A 15,376-nucleotide genomic window follows, 5' to 3' on the forward strand; every position below is an offset into this window, starting at 1 on the left:
CAACTTCTGGGAAAGTGGTGAAAATAACAGCATCTTTTAGGGCAACGCCTTTGCGCGCGGCCAAAGGGCGATTGCCGTGCGGTCCTGTCAGTTCTGCGGCGCCAAAGCCACCAAAGAACCGCTCACCAATATAGGGTTGGTCGATCACGCCCACATGCACTTTGGCTTCATCGCGGCAGGCAATCAACACGCCCCATGTTGGCGTGCCGGAAATAAAGCCCCGCGTTCCATCAATCGGGTCCAGCACCCACGTCAGGCCAGAGGTTCCAGACTTGGGGCCGAATTCTTCGCCGTGGATGGCGTCATCAGGGCGCATTTTAGAAATAACTGCGCGCATTGCTTCTTCAGAGGCTCGATCGGCCACTGTCACCGGATCAAACCCTTTGTCCAGTTTTGACTGCGTATCAAGGGCTGTGCCTCGAAAGTACTTCAAGGTGATGGTGCGCGCGGCATCTGCAGCCGCATGCGCTGTCGCGACAATTTGGGCCTGATCTTGCGTAGAGAACGTCATCTGCGTCATGGAAAAATCAAACCTTATACCTAAAGATCAATGCTAAGCTTATGTTTAGCGACAGATTTTAAGGGCAGTATAACAGACCCTCATGCTTATATCCTGCGGTAAAGCGTCAACCCAGTTGCGTCAAGACACTTGGCAGGATCGCACCTAAGCTGGTGATGTTTACCCCTAAAAATGCGAAAGTCCCGCGGCCTACAAGAGGCATCGGGACCATTGCTTGAGGTCATACAGACCGAAAACAGCACCATGTCGGCGCCTAGATACTACGCAACGTCTGACAGAACTCGGGCCAGTTCAAACAAGCGACGACGTTGGTTTTCTGGAATAGAGTAGTACGACCGCACCAGTTCCAGAGCTTCTTTGTCTGCCAAAATATCGGCAGGAACCGATCCGTTCGCAGGTGCTTCTTCAGCGCCACTTGCGTGAACACCGTCAAAGAAGAATGCTACAGGCACGTCCAGAGCTTCAGAGATATCCCAAAGCCGAGATGCCGAGACACGGTTCATGCCGGTTTCGTACTTCTGGATTTGCTGAAACTTAATACCCACCTTTTCGGCGAGCTGTTGTTGCGTCATCCCAATCATCCAACGACGATGTCGAACCCGCTTACCTACATGTACATCCACCGGATGTTTCATATCGCTGCTCCTTGCTGAGGCATATGGACTTACCTATGCGTGTGTAACAGAGTTCGCCCGACTGGACTTTTATCTCAACCTGTCTTTTTGGACAGGCCCAACAACAACAAAATCAAACAACTGATAATAAAGAATAAATTTGAACAACATGGCGCAAAATGACACTTACATAGCCTTCCGAAAATCGATTTTCGCGCTAAACCACAACGCGAGCGGCCCTGTTCCTCGTTCTTTTTTGCAACGGAATGCAATACAACTCAAGGGTGAATCGATCAGGCGACTCGTTTTGAATGCGGCGATAAGACTGATTCCATTTGCTGTGCGATTGGGGCAAACTTTCAAAATGAACACTTTAACAACCGCCCTTCAGGTCTCCGACTTCGGCCATGAGCCGCAAATGACAACCGTCTCGCTGAACGCCCCCGTGGGCGCTCAGGTGCTTATCAAAGTGCGCGCTTGCAGCTTGAACTTTTCCGATCTGTTAATGACCAAAGGCACCTACCAAGAAACGCCAGAGCCCCCTTTCACGCTTGGGATGGAGCTTGCAGGTGATATTGTCGCGCTTGGCCCCGACGCGCCTGCGGCGTTGAAAGTCGGCATGCGCGTCGCTGCTTATACTGGCCACGGCGGCCTTGCCGATCATGCAATTGTGCCCAGTGCGCGTTGCATTCCTTTGCCTCCGACACTCTCATATGATGCGGCGGCTGCGCTACAAATTGCCTATGGCACATCGCATTTGGCCCTCACCCACAAAGCAAGGCTTCAAGCGGGCGAAAGACTGGTCGTGACTGGCGCCGCGGGCGGCGTTGGATTGACGGCCGTTGAACTTGGAAAAGCGATGGGGGCAGAAGTGATCGCTATTGCACGCGGTGCAGCCAAGCTCGACATTGCCAAACACGCAGGCGCGGATCACGCGTTTGATGCGCAAGACCCCGAGCTGCGCGACAAGATTAAAGCGCTTGGTGGTGCGGATGTTGTTTATGATGCTGTTGGCGGCGATCTGTTCGAAGCCTGTTTTCGCGCGACAAACCCAGATGGCCGTATTCTGTTGATCGGGTTTGCAAGCGGTGACCTGCCGACATTGAAACCCAATCATATGCTGGTCAAAAACATTTCAGTGATCGGCTTTTACTGGGGCGCATATTTCCAGACCGCGCCAGATGTGGTCGCGAATTCGCTGAGCCAACTGTTTGATTGGGCCGCGCAAGGCAAAATCACTCCGCATATTTCTCATCGGTTGCCATTGGCGAACGCAGTCCAAGGCCTTGGGCTGCTCAAAAACCGAACCGCCACTGGCAAGGTGATCATCACCACGTGACCTTATTTACTGCGCCGCCATGCCACGCGCGTTCAGACGCATCTCGTATGAGTTGCGCAACAAGTCTCTGAGCGCATTAAAAGCTTCGCCTCGCGCCACATCGGCGGCGTAGAGATTGACCTTTTTGCTCGACAGTTCCGGCAAAGCCCCGCCGTGCTGGACCATCTCAGATTGTGGCGGAGTAGACCCGACCAACATGGCATGCACCGCCAAATCGGCGGAAACTGACGCCTCAATGGTGCGCGACTGATCGCTTTCAATCGCCATCTGCCAAGGGATGCCCGCATCGTCCAGCGCCTGTTGAACGCCTTTGCGGAACAGGCATTTATGTTCGAACGCCAAACGCAAAGGCCTTTGGCGCCAAGCAGAGCCATTGATCGCGCCGATCCAAACCAAAGGCAGCTCCACCAAAGTCTCGCCGCCGGCGTCCACCGCATCTTCTGTGGTTAAAATCATATCGGCCTCGCCCTTGGCCAACATCTCTTTAAGCTTTACCGTAAAAGACGACACCAAATTGACGCGCATCCGTGGGAAGGCGTGATTGAATTGCTGCAACACCTGCGGAATAGACGGGTACACGACGTCATGCGGCACGCCCAAGACGATCTCGCCTTCAAATTCTTCCGCAGTCAGTCTTCCGAACACTTCGTCATTCAAATCCAACATACGTCGCGCATAGGACAAAAGCTGTTCGCCATTGGCGGTCAACGCTATCGTGCGCGCCGAACGATCCAGAAGCTTCAAGTCAAGGCTTTCTTCCAGCCGCTTGAGCTGCATCGAAACGGCAGACTGCGTGAGATTTAAGAACCCCGCCGCCCGTGTGACGCCGCCACAATCAGCCACAGCGACAAAAGACCTGAGGGCCGTCATATCCAGATTTCGCGCCATATCAAACTCCGTGATACTTTATCTAACAATCATTCATTTTACTTATGTCGCACAATCGGCGAAACATATCAACATGAATGATACATAGACACTGACACTTCACACATAGGAAAGTAAAGCCATGCTTACATTGACACTCCGCGCTCCACGCGCCCGCAGCCACTCTTCATCATTGTTGTCTCGCTTTGTCCAAGCGCGCGCATTGGCGCGTCAACGAAAAGCTTTGGCAGAACTCGACGACACAATCCTAGAAGACATCGGCCTCACACGCATGGAAGCCGACCGCGAAGCCGCACGCCCGACTTGGGATGCCCCTCAACACTGGATGAAATGATCTTGTTAAGTCTCAAAAGTATCGCCTGATTGGACTCATTGTCCCCGATCCATCAGCGATCCAGACCGCGCTTTGCAAAAAGGCGCGGTCTTTTTACATCTTCACCCCCGATTTCCACCTTTGCGCCTTGAAAATGACCCGTTTCACGCCAATATTGATGTGGAAACCAAGCAATCGGCTTGGAACAAAGTTTTAAATCGCACAGGAGACAGTTTAATGGCTGACTACAGAACGATTGATGCAGGCATTGGTGCCCGCTCAGCCGCCCAAATCGATGCAGGCCTTCGCACGCATATGAACAAAGTTTACGGCACGATGTCTATCGGGCTGTTGCTGACTGCGTTGGCAGCTTGGGCTATTGCAAATCTTGCTGTGACCTCAACCCCAACTGAATTCATGTTCCGTGACGGTCAATACCTGACGGGCCTCGGTCAAGCGATTTACATGTCCCCATTGAAATGGGTCGTCATGTTTGCCCCGCTCGGCATGATCTTTGCCTTTGGCGCAGCCGTTAACCGCCTGTCTGCCTCTGGCGCACAGCTCTTCTTCTACGCATATGCGGCGCTGATGGGCCTCTCAATCAGCTCGATCTTCTTGGTCTACACAGGTATTTCGATCACGCAGACATTCCTCGTGACCGCAATTTCCTTCGCAGGCCTGTCGATCTTTGGCTACACTACTAAGAAAGACCTGTCCGGCATGGGCACGTTCTTGATGATGGGCTTGATCGGTTTGATCGTTGCTTCCATCGTCAACATCTTCTTGGGTTCTGGCATGCTGAGCTTTGCGATCTCTGCCATCGGCGTTTTGATCTTTGCTGGTCTGACCGCTTATGACACGCAGAAAATCAAAACAGAGTACCTTGCGCATGCACATGCGATGGATGCTTCATGGCTTGCGAAATCCGCGATCATGGGCGCGTTGAACCTCTACCTCGACTTCATCAACATGTTCATGTTCTTGCTGAGCTTCCTCGGCAACCGCGAGTAATTTTAGCTACATTCGAATAGAGAAAGGCCGGTCTTAGGACCGGTCTTTTTCATTTGTGACGTTGCTTAAACTGGAGTTTTCGATAGCTTAAAGCGAAACTGAGATGCCGCCACACGAACCTGGTGCCGCGCATGGGCAAAGGACTTATATGAAAATTCTCTATGTTGACGATGAACAAAGCACTCTAAATGCCTTTGCGCAAAACCATGCACGCGACCGCGTTTTCGTGGAAACCCGTCAAGACAGTTCAGATGTGGTCGAGCGCTTGACCGAATGCGCATCAGCAGATTTGCCTAACCTAATCGTGCTTGACCTTTATGCGACAAAGGACGTGCTTAACAGCGCTGAGGCGGCTCAAGTCAACCAACAGGTTGATGATCTCGTGCGCCAGATTTCGGACAAACGCAAAGAACTTGCCACTGTAGTGCATCACTCAAAAACACCGACAGGCCTTGAGACGTTAAAGCGCCTTAAGGCCACACCCAGTTTGCGTGATATTCCCGTTGTTTTGACCACCCGTGAAGGCCTATCCTTGATTGGCGACGAACAGTATAGCGAATCCGTCCAACTTGGAGCCAACTGGATTATGAAAGGGCGCAAGGCACAGACCGAGCGCACCTTTTTCTTTAAGGTAGTGAATGACGCCAGACATGCAGGACCGCGCATCAAGAGAGATGTTTCATTAATGATCGTCGGCACTCTTTTGGGCACGGCCCTAAGTCTTGGGATCCCATATCTGGTGTCGCAAATCTAGACCTTTACGCCAAGGCGCGCTGCATCTGGATCGCAGGGAGGTACAAGCCAGGTTCCAACGTCAATTCAACCTCACCTGTGGCACTGAACCCCTGCGCCTCATAGAACTCTTCAGCCGCCAAAGTGGACAGGCAAAACATTTTCTCAACCCCCTGAGTTTGCGCGTGCGCCAAGGCGTGTTCAACAATCAGCGAGCCAACACCCGAGCGGGTCCATTTGGGCAGAACGGCAACACGGCGCATGTGGCCGTTGCTGGCAGGCCCAAGACCGCCAAAGGGCGTCGCCTGAGACCAACCCCCTGCGCCCAAAAGCACACCGCCAGCGTCCGCAACAAAATAGGTACCGCCAGACAACAGGCTGGGGGCGGTACGCATCAAACGTGGCAAGGCCCGCGCAAGAATATCATCGTGGTAAACGGGCTTCATCAACGCGCCGTAGCTGGCAGCAATCAGCGTATCGATGGCAAGCGCGTCGCTTGGCAAAGCCGCACGCAAAATAAAGGGCGGCAAATCTGTATTGGGGTGCGATTGAAGGCTTAAACTGCCGTCATTCGAAGGGCTTTCTTGTAATAGGCACATATCGGGATCTCCTGTGTCACGCCTATGCTGCGTGTCGTATCGGGGAGGTCCGCGAGGATAATCTTTTAAGCAAAGAAAAACCGCGCGAACCTTGTGGTTTGCGCGGCTTTTGCATTTCGTCGTTCAAATCAGGCTTACTTGATTTTGCCTTCTTTGTACTCAACATGCTTGCGCACAACCGGGTCGTACTTTTTCATGACCATCTTTTCGGTCATCGTACGCGCGTTCTTTTTGGTCACATAAAAGTGGCCCGTGTCCGCAGTTGAGTTCAGACGGATTTTGATTGTGGTTGGCTTAGCCATTTTTAAAGTCTCCAGTCTTTCGTCCAACGGGTCAGTCGGGCACTTACGCGTGACACCCCGTGAAATCTCTTGAAGCCCGCCTTTTATAGGGTTGCCAGACCGAGTCAATGGTCAAGGCGCCAAAAAAAGCAAGCAAGGCCACCATGGCCAAAAAAATAACGCACTGATCGCTAAAAACGTTCAATCCGTCGCTCTTGCGCACCCTATGACACAGATTCGCCGGCACAACCAGTGGCATATGGCAGATCTTTGACGCTTCTTTTTGGCCATTGCGATTCAATACCCCAGTTGCGCTCAAGCGCTTGGCCGCATAACGTCACCGCGCGGTCAATTCGGCCGCAACGTTCTCAGGGCGGGGCGCAATTCCCCACCGGCGGTAAGGTTGGCGTGCGAACGACAACCAAGCCCGCGAGCGCTTTGGGTGGCACGTGCCACTCTTGGGTCAGCAGATCTGGTGTGATTCCAGAGCCGACGGTCATAGTCCGGATGAAAGAGAGCGGGACCAAATGCGAAGCGCCCCACGGCGTCTGCGCACTGTGTTGTCCTGTGTGCCTTGAGTTATGCGCAACAGAAAAGGACATCGCATGACTCGACCAATTCAATCGACCTCCGCGCCATTTGGCGCCCTTCATTCCCCTGCACGGCTCGGCGCCGCCTTAATGGTTATTGCAGGTATTCTCTTCGCCGTGATCAATCTTTTGGGCCAATACGGCACCATGGTTCAGGGCATCGCCCCGACCCGCCTCGCCTTTTGGCAATATTTCATCGCCTTTGTATTTTCCGCCCCTTGGGTGATCCGCCATGGGATCAAGGCCATGCACACCAGCGCGCTGACCTTGCACGTGATGCGCGTGGTATCTTCTGCCATCGGGGTGCAATTGTGGATCACGGGGTTGGCCCATGTGCCAATCTGGCAAGCCATTGCCTTGATCATGCTATCCCCCTTTTTCGTCACGCTGGGCGCGGGATTGTTCTTGGGCGAAAAGAGCACGCTCGAGCGTTGGATCGCTGTCACCGTTGGCTTCATCGGCGGCATGATCATACTGGCCCCGTGGGCAGAAGACTTTTCGGCCTACGCGCTTTATCCAGTGGGGGCAGCTGTGTTTTGGGCTTTGACGTCCTTGCTGACCAAACGCATGACCGCAACGGAAAGCCCTGAGAGCCTGACGGTTTATCTGTTGCTCTTGCTGACACCAATCAATCTGGCCTTGGCTGTCAGTGGCGATGCCGGTCTTGGCAACCTTGCCATCGGGGCAAACCTTGTGGGGCTTGTGATGCTGTCTGCTGGGGTTTTGACTGCGCTGGCGCAATACGCCATCGCCAAGGCTTATAGCGTTGCAGATGCGGCGTATTTGCAGCCCTTTGACCACCTCAAACTCCCGCTCAATGTGGGCTTTGGCGTGCTGGCCTTCGGCTTTGTCCCACCAGGGTCGATGTGGCTTGGGTCCCTGCTAATTGTCGGCGCGTCCGTGTATCTGCTGCGCCAAGAATCGCGCAGCACTTGACGCATCCCACCCTAAAATCAAAAAAGGGCGGCCCCATCAGGCCGCCCTTTTCAATTTAAAAAACCCGATCGCTTACAAAGCAGGTTTGCCCATAGACAGATGAATCTCTGTTTGCTTAGCGGGATCCAACTGAACCGCCTCGGCCAAAGCTTTCAAAAACGTGCGCTCTGCATCTGTATCAACCGAAATCGCCATCAACGCAGCCGCATAGACTTTGGCTTTGGTCTCTTCTGTCACATCCTTGGCCAAAGCCGTCGGGTCAACGGGGGCATCAAGTTCACCTTGGACGAAATCAATTTCTTCTTGCGAGGCGTCTGTCAGGTGATCCAAGATTTTGGTGCGTTCTTCGGCGTCGATTTCACCATCAGATTTTGCGGCCATAATCATAGCGCGGATCATCAGCTTGGCGTTTTCTTCAGTGGCCTCACCGATGGGCGTGCCCTCGGTCACAGACGCGAACATATCAGACAGACCGCCAGCACCCGCAGCCGCCGCACCACCCATTGCAGAGAACAAAGATCCAAGGCCAGCTTCGGTCGCCTCGGACGCATCGGCGGCTTGCGCACCGAAGGTGCTCATCATTTTGCGAATGGCGTCGGCTCCACCAGGGACGCCGAACTTTTCAGCCATCTGTCCCATTTGATCCGCCATACCGCCTTCATCGCCAGCCTTGCGCATGGCGTCGCGCACGCCGTCCATACCGCCCATTTTACGAACTTTATCAACGCCTTTTGCCGCCGCAAAACCAACAGCCAACGTGGCCAGTGTTTTCATGAAACTCATGGGTCTCTCCCCGTTAATTACCAAACTCACTTATAAGTATGGGGGCGAGCGCACATTTTTCCAAGGTTTTAGAGCAATTAGGGGGAGGCAATGCGCCCCATTCACCCCCAATACCCCAAGTGGCGCAAAGCGTTAGTCTGCGCCGTCGCCTTGTAACCAAGCCTCAGCCGCAGCCGTTTCATCGAACTCAAAGCTTTTGATATCAAGCCCTGGAAACAAAGCGCCCTCAAGCGTGGCGGCTTTTCGCAACCACCCCGCATCGGTCAACACGGCGCATTTGTCGTATTTGCCAAGCAAACCAAACAGCTTTGGCAAACGCGCGAGTTCCACGCCGATGGCCGCCAATGAGGGCAACGAGAATTCAGAAATCTTGTAGAACATTTGCCCATTCGTGACGTCTTCAGACAGCTCGATGAGTTCATCGAGACCTTCACGCATCACTTGCGCATCAAGCGCGCCGCTCAGAGAAATATCCACTCGGTTTTCAGAGTGTTTTGTGACTTTTAACATCGAAACAACCTCCATTCATTGCGCTTTTTGATACCACAATGCGAATATGGCGGTGTTGATGTCGGTCAAATACGTGAAAATTTTGCCAAAGCCTGTCTGGTGCCGCACCCTTGAACACTGGTCATTGATTTGCACGGATGGCCTATAAGCCGGATTTTGTTCAGGCGCGAACGCCGTCGATGACCATTCCTCTAGGTGCATTGTTACCAATACACTCAAGCTGCCAACCCGGGTCTCTCGGGCTTGAACCTCCCTATGATGACGTCGCTTGCGCGATGCCTCACACGAAACCCCTATTTGGCATTGCTCCCAGTGGGGCTTGCCGTGCCGCTCGCGTTGCCGCTTGCGCGGTGGTCTCTTACTCCACCGTTTCACCCTTACCTCCGATATAGAAGGCGGTCTGTTCTCTGTGGCGCTATCCCTAAGGTTACCCTCGCCGGGCGTTACCCGGCACTGTCGTCCAATGGAGTCCGGACTTTCCTCGCGTCCCAGTAGGTTTACACCCCCAGAACCCGCGGTCATCCAGCCATCCGTGCGGGATTGGACTTAGGCTGTGTGCGGCGCGCGGTCAACGGGAAAGCGCACAGCCAAATCGCGTGCAATCGCCATGTCGACGCCGTCCAACGCCCCAACATGATGAGGCCGGAAACGATCCCGAAACGCCGATAGGCGCGCATCAAGAGCTATGTCAGCACAATACCCAAAGCTCGCCAAATCATCCGAAAAGCGATTTTCATCGACAGTCAATGGCGTGGTGTTCTCGCTCCAAACCGACAATCCGCCCAGCGCCAATCGACGCCAGTCGAACCGCGGACCCGGATCAATTTTGCGGCGCGGCGCCATATCGGAATGACCAATGACCCGCTCTGGCGCAATAGCATGTCGGGTATTGATGTCGTGCAGAAGCTCTTCCAAAGCATCCATTTGCGCGGCGGCAAAAGGCATGTTGCCAGCGTTGGCCAATTCGATACCGATGGAGCGCGAATTGACATCCGTCACATCGCCCCACCGCCCAGCGCCCGCGTGCCACGCGCGTTTGGCCTCATCGACCATTTGAATGATGCGCCCTTTCGGGTCGATCAGATAATGCGCAGAGACTTCAAACTCGGGATTGCAAAGCCGCGCAATGGCCTCTTCAGCGGACGCCATGGCTGTGTAATGCAACACAACAATGTCAGGCACAGCCCCACCCTTGCGCTCGCCAAAATTGGGCGATGCATGGGAAAGGCACTCTAGCTTGCTCATGTTGTTTTAGTTGCGGCCAGCGGCCAAACGGAAGGGATGCGGATCCCAAGAACAGGCAAAACCGTCCCCGTCTGGGTCAAGACCCCTCGCATTGCGCTGAGGTCCGCCCCCCGCCAAAAAGGCTTCTTGAGCCAAGTCTGGTGATGGGTATTTCGCACAGTTGCGCGCAGCACGCGATTCTGCGCCCAAGATCAGGCGTGAATACAAGGGTTGGCCGACCGCATTTGTAGTCGACAAGGCAAAGGCAACCAAAGACGTCTTGGCCCCTGATGGGCGCGCCGGCAATGCAGTTGTCTCAACCGTTTGGTATGCTTCTTTGTTGGCCGCAACACGTGCTGCATCTTGCTCGATGGTGCGCTCGGACGAGACGGCAGAGAAATCGTTCTCAGCCGAAATACCCGCGTCGTTCTCGACCGTGCGAATAGAGTCATCGCCAAGAACTTGTGTAAATTGGCCCGTTGGATCGGCAGGGCCTTCTGAAGCTGGCGCATCGGAGCTGCGCCCAATGGCAGCCATCGCCTCATCGGCAAGGTCAGAGGCTGGTGCAGGGGTGCCTTGTTCTTCGACCAAGACTGGGTCATTGCCGCCTTCGCCGTTTGCGATCAACTCAGCTTCGAGCGTCGATTGGTAATCCGAAAACGTATCAAACCCGACGCCCGCACCACTATTTGGCACACGCATAGAACAGGCCGTCAACACAGCCAAAGATATCACAGCAAAAGCGGCACGGCGCATCACGCGTCTCCCAGAAAATTGAACATTGAGAACAGGGTTACCACCATTTGCTTGGCTTGGAAACAAATCCGGCGGACTGCTCAAGACTATGAGCAATATTTAGCAGATCGCCCTCTTCCCATGGACGCCCAATCAGCTGAAGACCAAGCGGCAAACCAGCAGAGGACAGCCCCGTTGGAACGGAAACGCCGGGCAGTCCCGCCATGTTCAACGTCACGGTGAACACGTCATTGAGATACATCTCAATTGGGTCTGCGCCAGTGACTTCGCCAATGCCAAACGCAGCAGTCGGCGTTGTTGGCGCCAGAATGGCATCCACACCGCTTGCAAACACCTGTTCAAAGTCGCGCTTGATCAATGTGCGCACTTTGCGCGCGCGGTTGTAATAGGCGTCGTAGAAGCCTGCAGACAAAACATAAGTCCCAACCATGATACGGCGCTGCACTTCGTGGCCAAAGCCTTCAGCGCGGGTCTTTTCGTACATATCATCAATGCCTTCGGCGGCATCGATCTGTGCGCGGTGCCCATAGCGAACACCGTCATACCGTGCGAGGTTGGAAGAGGCCTCGGCCGGTGCGATCACATAGTAAGCAGGCAAAGCGTATTTGGTGTGCGGCAAAGACACGTCCACAATCTCAGCGCCCGCATCGCGCAACATCGCAGCGCCATCGTCCCACAATTTCGCGATCTCATCGGAAATGCCTTCGATGCGGTACTCTTTGGCGATACCGATCTTTTTGCCTTTGATGTCGCCGGTGATCATGGCTTCGAAATCAGGCACGGCCAAATCAGCCGACGTGCTGTCTTTCGCATCATGTCCAGCCATGGCTTCCAGCATAATCGCAGCATCGCGCACAGACTTGGTCATCGGACCAGCTTGATCCAAAGAGGACGCATAGGCGACAACGCCCCAACGTGAGCACCGACCGTATGTCGGCTTGATGCCAACCGTGCCAGTAAAGGCTGCAGGCTGACGGATTGAACCGCCGGTGTCTGTGCCGGTCGCCGCCAAACACAAGTCCGCTGCAACTGCTGCCGCAGAGCCACCAGAAGACCCACCTGGTGTCAAATCGCGGTCATCAATTTTCCATGGGTTGATCGCAGGGCCGTAGACCGAGTTTTCATTGGAAGAGCCCATCGCGAACTCATCCATGTTCAACTTGCCAAGCATCACAGCGCCAGCATCGAACAACTTGGATGTGATCGTGCTTTCGTATTCCGGCTTAAAACCGTTCAAAATGAACGACGCCGCCTGAGTTGGTTGGCCTTTGGTCGCGAAAACATCTTTTACGCCAATCGGCAGACCACACATGTTCGGTGCATCACCGGCTGCGATGCGTACATCTGCGGCTTTGGCCTGTTCGCGTGCTTGTTCGGATGTGTCGTGAACGAATGCGTTAAGTTTGCCAGCAGCCTCAATCGATGTCAGGCAGGCCTCTGTCAAATCGCTGGAGGTGAACTCACCTTTGCGCAAACCGTCGCGCGCATCGGCCAATGTCAATGTGTTAAGATCAGTCATAGCGCTTACTCCACCACTTTCGGCACAGCGAAAAAGCCTTCGCGCGCATCTGGGGCGTTTTTCAAAATTTTATCTTGTTGATCGCCATCAGTGATCACGTCTTCACGGCGCTTCAAACGCTGCGGCGTCACGGATGTCATCGGCTCAATGCCTTCAACATCCACTTCTGTAAGTTGCTCGATAAGGCCCAACACGGCGTTGAATTCTTCGGCCAACTCGGGCAACGCGTCTTCTTCAACCCGAATGCGTGCAAGCGATGCAACGCGGCGTGCGGTATCAATGTCGATCGACATGGGGCAACTCCGTTTTTAGCATGTGCGCAGACTCTTCAGTGTGCGCAGAAATCATATTTGATACGGCTTTATCGCGCGGCACCCTGCACTTCAAGCATATGTGCGCGATAAACGGCCATTACCAAGGCCAAGTTTTTCAAAAGCGCCCCATGCTGTGACAAGAAATCTCTCGGTCACGGCTTTCGGCGCGCCTCAAAAAACGATTTTAACAAGGCTTCAGACGGCTCCGCGGCGATCCCATCATAGACCTCGGGCGCGTGGTGGCATTGGCTGTGCGAAAACACCCGAGGGCCTTGCGCGACGCCACCAGATTTCGCGTCCCCTGCCCCGTAATACAGCCGCGCGATACGTGCGTTTGAAATGGCTGCCGCGCACATTGGGCATGGCTCCAATGTAACGTACAAATCATAGCCCGTAAGGCGTTCCTGCCCCAGATCAGCACAGGCGGCGCGGATGGCAACAACTTCGGCGTGGGCGGTCGGATCATTCCATTCACGGGTGCGATTGCCCGCGCGCGCAACGACATCCCCTGACTTAGACACAATAACGGCCCCCACAGGCACTTCGCCGCGCGCGCCTGCGTCTTTGGCCTCGGCCAAAGCAATATCCATGTAAGATCTAAAGCTCATGACCTGTTATTGGCGCGGATTTGCGCTCAAAACAAGCGTAAGACGTGCAAATGCAGGGCAAGCACACGGTTTGCCCCCTTCCCAAGGGACCAAACCCTCGCTATTGCCAAGCCATGACACGCGATTCAGATAAAAAACCCGCCCGCGGTGCACGCTCAGCGCCTTCCTTTGTTTCCAAAAGCAAAGGCTCGCGCAGCCATGGCGAAGGCAAAACTTACAAAAAGCCCGCTGTGAACCCATACGCTAAGAAAGGCGCGCCCAAGACAGCGCCCGCCAAAGGCCCTGAGGCTGGCGCAGATGGAACGCGCCCCGGTGACCGGATCGCCAAAGTTCTGGCGCGCGCAGGCGTTGCCTCGCGCCGCGATTGCGAGGTCATTATCGAGGAAGGCCGCGTGACTGTGAACGGCCGCAAGGTTGTCTCCCCCGCCTTGAACGTTTTACCAAGTGATCGCATCACCGTCGACGGCCAACAGATCGGCGAAGCAGAACCGCCCCGCCTGTGGCTGTATCACAAGCCAATTGGCCTCGTGACCACGGAAAAAGACGAACTCGGCCGCAAGACCGTGTTTGAAAACCTGCCTGCAGGCTTGCCGCGCGTGCTCTCAGTCGGTCGTCTCGATTTGAACTCAGAGGGGCTTTTGCTGCTCACGAATGATGGCGCCTTAAAACGCAAGCTTGAGCTGCCAGATACGGGCTGGTTGCGCAAATACCGTGTGCGCGTCAAAGGATCTCCGTCAGAGGCATTGCTCGATCAATTGCGTGCAGGCGTCACGATTGATGGCGAAGATTTCCAACCCATGGAAGTGGTGTTTGATCGCCAACAAGGGGCCAACGCTTGGCTCACAGTGGGCATCCGCGAAGGCCGCAACCGCGAGGTGCGTCGCGCGATGGAACATATCGGCGTGATCGTGAACCGCCTGATGCGCATTTCCTACGGTCCATTCCGTTTGGGCACGCTGAAACCGGGTCAAGCCGAAGAAGTCAAAGCCCGCGTTTTGCGCGATCAGCTTGGCGTGGATCCGTTTGCCTCAGACATCGACCATCCGTCAGAGCCACGGGAACCGCGTCGCCAAGTCAGCCGTGGCGGCAAGCCCGGCGGCCCGCGCAAAGAAAGCTTTGGTCGCTCAGATGCACGCGACCGCGATGAGCGTGGTCCCAAAGGTGGCGGCTTCAAATCTCGTGATGACTTTGGAGATCGCGGAGCGAAGGGTGGCGATTTCAAGTCACGTGGCGACCGCGATGATCGCGGCCCAAAGGGCGGCGGCTACAAAGGCAAATCTGGCGACCGTGACGGAAAACCAGAATTCAAATCCGCAGGCTACAAATCGCGCGGCAGCGTTGACGGTGGGCGCGCCAAAGGGTTTAAATCCCACGGCGACAAACCATCAAGCGGATCACGCGGTGGCAACGGGCCACGCGGCGGTGGTTTTGGCGGTAAAAAACGCAGCTAAACGCGTTCGAACCAAGCCTTTGGGGGGAGCAACTCAACCAGCTTCCCCGCGCTTACCCCTTTTCTGAACAGCAATTGTTTCCTATATCTTATAGCAATCCCTTAAGGGGTATGAGGGCGCGTGCCCTCCAACAGTGGAGAGATTGTCCGATGAGTGCCAACGGAGCTAAAAAATTAGCATTTTATCTGCTTGTTGCATTGACCCTATATGCGACGATTGGCGCGCAAGGCGTATAGGCATGGCACAGAAATACGGCTCGAAATACTCACCAAATGGATCAACGGAAACGCCCGCATCCGCGCGCGCGCCAAAGCCACGTCCTTTTGACGGCAAAAAGCCATCAATGATGGGCGCACGCTCCAACATCCTGTTTTACGCGGCCTTGCCA

General features: G+C 54.7%; 18 protein-coding genes, 1 other RNA gene and 1 riboswitch. Of the genes, 6 read left to right on the forward strand and 13 right to left on the reverse strand.

Going from position 1 to position 15,376, the window contains the following annotated elements; all coding sequences use genetic code 11:
• Both ABF287_RS04255 and ABF287_RS04260 read right to left on the reverse strand, forming a co-directional pair.
• A partial coding sequence (locus tag ABF287_RS04255; RefSeq protein WP_347183792.1) for an inositol monophosphatase family protein occupies positions 1 to 511 on the reverse strand: 511 nt, incomplete at its 3' end.
• Positions 512 to 780: 269 nt separating this feature from the next.
• Positions 781 to 1,155 (reverse strand): helix-turn-helix transcriptional regulator, encoded by a 375-nt coding sequence (locus tag ABF287_RS04260; protein ID WP_347183777.1) that lies wholly within the window; start codon positions 1,153 to 1,155, stop codon positions 781 to 783.
• A gap of 397 nt (positions 1,156 to 1,552) precedes the next feature.
• On the opposite strand from ABF287_RS04260, the gene ABF287_RS04265 reads away from it, so the two are divergent.
• The gene (locus ABF287_RS04265) at positions 1,553 to 2,473 is read left to right on the forward strand and encodes an NADPH:quinone oxidoreductase family protein (RefSeq protein ID WP_347183793.1); all 921 of its coding nucleotides are present in this window, start codon (positions 1,553 to 1,555) and stop codon (positions 2,471 to 2,473) included.
• Between the two features lie 6 nt (positions 2,474 to 2,479).
• Here ABF287_RS04265 and ABF287_RS04270 read toward each other — a convergent pair whose 3' ends face one another.
• Positions 2,480 to 3,361 carry a LysR family transcriptional regulator gene (locus ABF287_RS04270; RefSeq protein ID WP_347183778.1) on the reverse strand — a complete coding sequence of 294 codons (882 nt, stop codon included), beginning with the start codon at positions 3,359 to 3,361 and terminating at the stop codon, positions 2,480 to 2,482.
• A gap of 121 nt (positions 3,362 to 3,482) precedes the next feature.
• On the opposite strand from ABF287_RS04270, the gene ABF287_RS04275 reads away from it, so the two are divergent.
• From ABF287_RS04275 to ABF287_RS04285, 3 genes are all read left to right on the forward strand, one after another.
• Positions 3,483 to 3,695, forward strand: a complete 213-nt coding sequence (locus tag ABF287_RS04275; protein ID WP_347183779.1) for a DUF1127 domain-containing protein — start codon at positions 3,483 to 3,485, stop codon at positions 3,693 to 3,695.
• Between the two features lie 216 nt (positions 3,696 to 3,911).
• Positions 3,912 to 4,685, forward strand: a complete 774-nt coding sequence (locus ABF287_RS04280; RefSeq protein ID WP_347183780.1) for a Bax inhibitor-1/YccA family protein — start codon at positions 3,912 to 3,914, stop codon at positions 4,683 to 4,685.
• Positions 4,686 to 4,833: 148 nt separating this feature from the next.
• Positions 4,834 to 5,439 (forward strand): hypothetical protein, encoded by a 606-nt coding sequence (locus ABF287_RS04285; protein ID WP_347183781.1) that lies wholly within the window; start codon positions 4,834 to 4,836, stop codon positions 5,437 to 5,439.
• Positions 5,440 to 5,443: 4 nt separating this feature from the next.
• Here ABF287_RS04285 and ABF287_RS04290 read toward each other — a convergent pair whose 3' ends face one another.
• Positions 5,444 to 6,016 (reverse strand): GNAT family N-acetyltransferase, encoded by a 573-nt coding sequence (locus tag ABF287_RS04290; RefSeq protein ID WP_347183782.1) that lies wholly within the window; start codon positions 6,014 to 6,016, stop codon positions 5,444 to 5,446.
• A 134-nt stretch (positions 6,017 to 6,150) separates the two neighbouring features.
• The gene (gene rpmG / locus ABF287_RS04295) at positions 6,151 to 6,318 is read right to left on the reverse strand and encodes a 50S ribosomal protein L33 (protein WP_085849169.1); all 168 of its coding nucleotides are present in this window, start codon (positions 6,316 to 6,318) and stop codon (positions 6,151 to 6,153) included.
• Between the two features lie 339 nt (positions 6,319 to 6,657).
• Positions 6,658 to 6,820, forward strand: a riboswitch (FMN riboswitch).
• Between the two features lie 82 nt (positions 6,821 to 6,902).
• On the opposite strand from rpmG, the gene ABF287_RS04300 reads away from it, so the two are divergent.
• On the forward strand, positions 6,903 to 7,823 hold the full coding sequence (locus ABF287_RS04300; protein WP_347183783.1) for a DMT family transporter: 921 nt from the start codon (positions 6,903 to 6,905) through the stop codon (positions 7,821 to 7,823).
• A gap of 72 nt (positions 7,824 to 7,895) precedes the next feature.
• Here the strand turns inward: ABF287_RS04300 and ABF287_RS04305 are convergent, their stop codons facing one another.
• From ABF287_RS04305 to ABF287_RS04340, 8 genes are all read right to left on the reverse strand, one after another.
• Entirely contained in the window at positions 7,896 to 8,606 is a 711-nt protein-coding gene (locus ABF287_RS04305; protein ID WP_347183784.1) for a DUF533 domain-containing protein, read from the reverse strand.
• 132 nt (positions 8,607 to 8,738) lie between these two features.
• Entirely contained in the window at positions 8,739 to 9,116 is a 378-nt protein-coding gene (locus ABF287_RS04310; protein ID WP_347183785.1) for an STAS/SEC14 domain-containing protein, read from the reverse strand.
• A gap of 129 nt (positions 9,117 to 9,245) precedes the next feature.
• An RNA gene (gene rnpB / locus ABF287_RS04315) (RNase P RNA component class A) lies at positions 9,246 to 9,650 on the reverse strand.
• Positions 9,651 to 9,662: 12 nt separating this feature from the next.
• On the reverse strand, positions 9,663 to 10,361 hold the full coding sequence (locus ABF287_RS04320) for an N-acetylmuramoyl-L-alanine amidase (protein ID WP_347183786.1): 699 nt from the start codon (positions 10,359 to 10,361) through the stop codon (positions 9,663 to 9,665).
• Between the two features lie 6 nt (positions 10,362 to 10,367).
• Complete coding sequence (locus ABF287_RS04325) at positions 10,368 to 11,096, reverse strand: hypothetical protein (RefSeq protein WP_347183787.1); 729 nt, start codon at positions 11,094 to 11,096, stop codon at positions 10,368 to 10,370.
• Positions 11,097 to 11,133: 37 nt separating this feature from the next.
• The gene (gatA, locus tag ABF287_RS04330; RefSeq protein WP_347183788.1) at positions 11,134 to 12,615 is read right to left on the reverse strand and encodes an Asp-tRNA(Asn)/Glu-tRNA(Gln) amidotransferase subunit GatA; all 1,482 of its coding nucleotides are present in this window, start codon (positions 12,613 to 12,615) and stop codon (positions 11,134 to 11,136) included.
• Between the two features lie 5 nt (positions 12,616 to 12,620).
• Entirely contained in the window at positions 12,621 to 12,908 is a 288-nt protein-coding gene (gene gatC, locus ABF287_RS04335) for an Asp-tRNA(Asn)/Glu-tRNA(Gln) amidotransferase subunit GatC (RefSeq protein WP_347183789.1), read from the reverse strand.
• A gap of 173 nt (positions 12,909 to 13,081) precedes the next feature.
• Positions 13,082 to 13,537 (reverse strand): nucleoside deaminase, encoded by a 456-nt coding sequence (locus ABF287_RS04340; RefSeq protein ID WP_347183790.1) that lies wholly within the window; start codon positions 13,535 to 13,537, stop codon positions 13,082 to 13,084.
• A gap of 113 nt (positions 13,538 to 13,650) precedes the next feature.
• Here ABF287_RS04340 and ABF287_RS04345 point away from each other — a divergent pair, with 113 nt between their 5' ends.
• The gene (locus tag ABF287_RS04345) at positions 13,651 to 14,988 is read left to right on the forward strand and encodes a pseudouridine synthase (protein WP_347183791.1); all 1,338 of its coding nucleotides are present in this window, start codon (positions 13,651 to 13,653) and stop codon (positions 14,986 to 14,988) included.
• Positions 14,989 to 15,376 lie beyond the last annotated feature (388 nt).

It is taken from the genome of Pacificibacter sp., assembly GCF_039769035.1.
GTDB lineage: Bacteria > Pseudomonadota > Alphaproteobacteria > Rhodobacterales > Rhodobacteraceae > Celeribacter.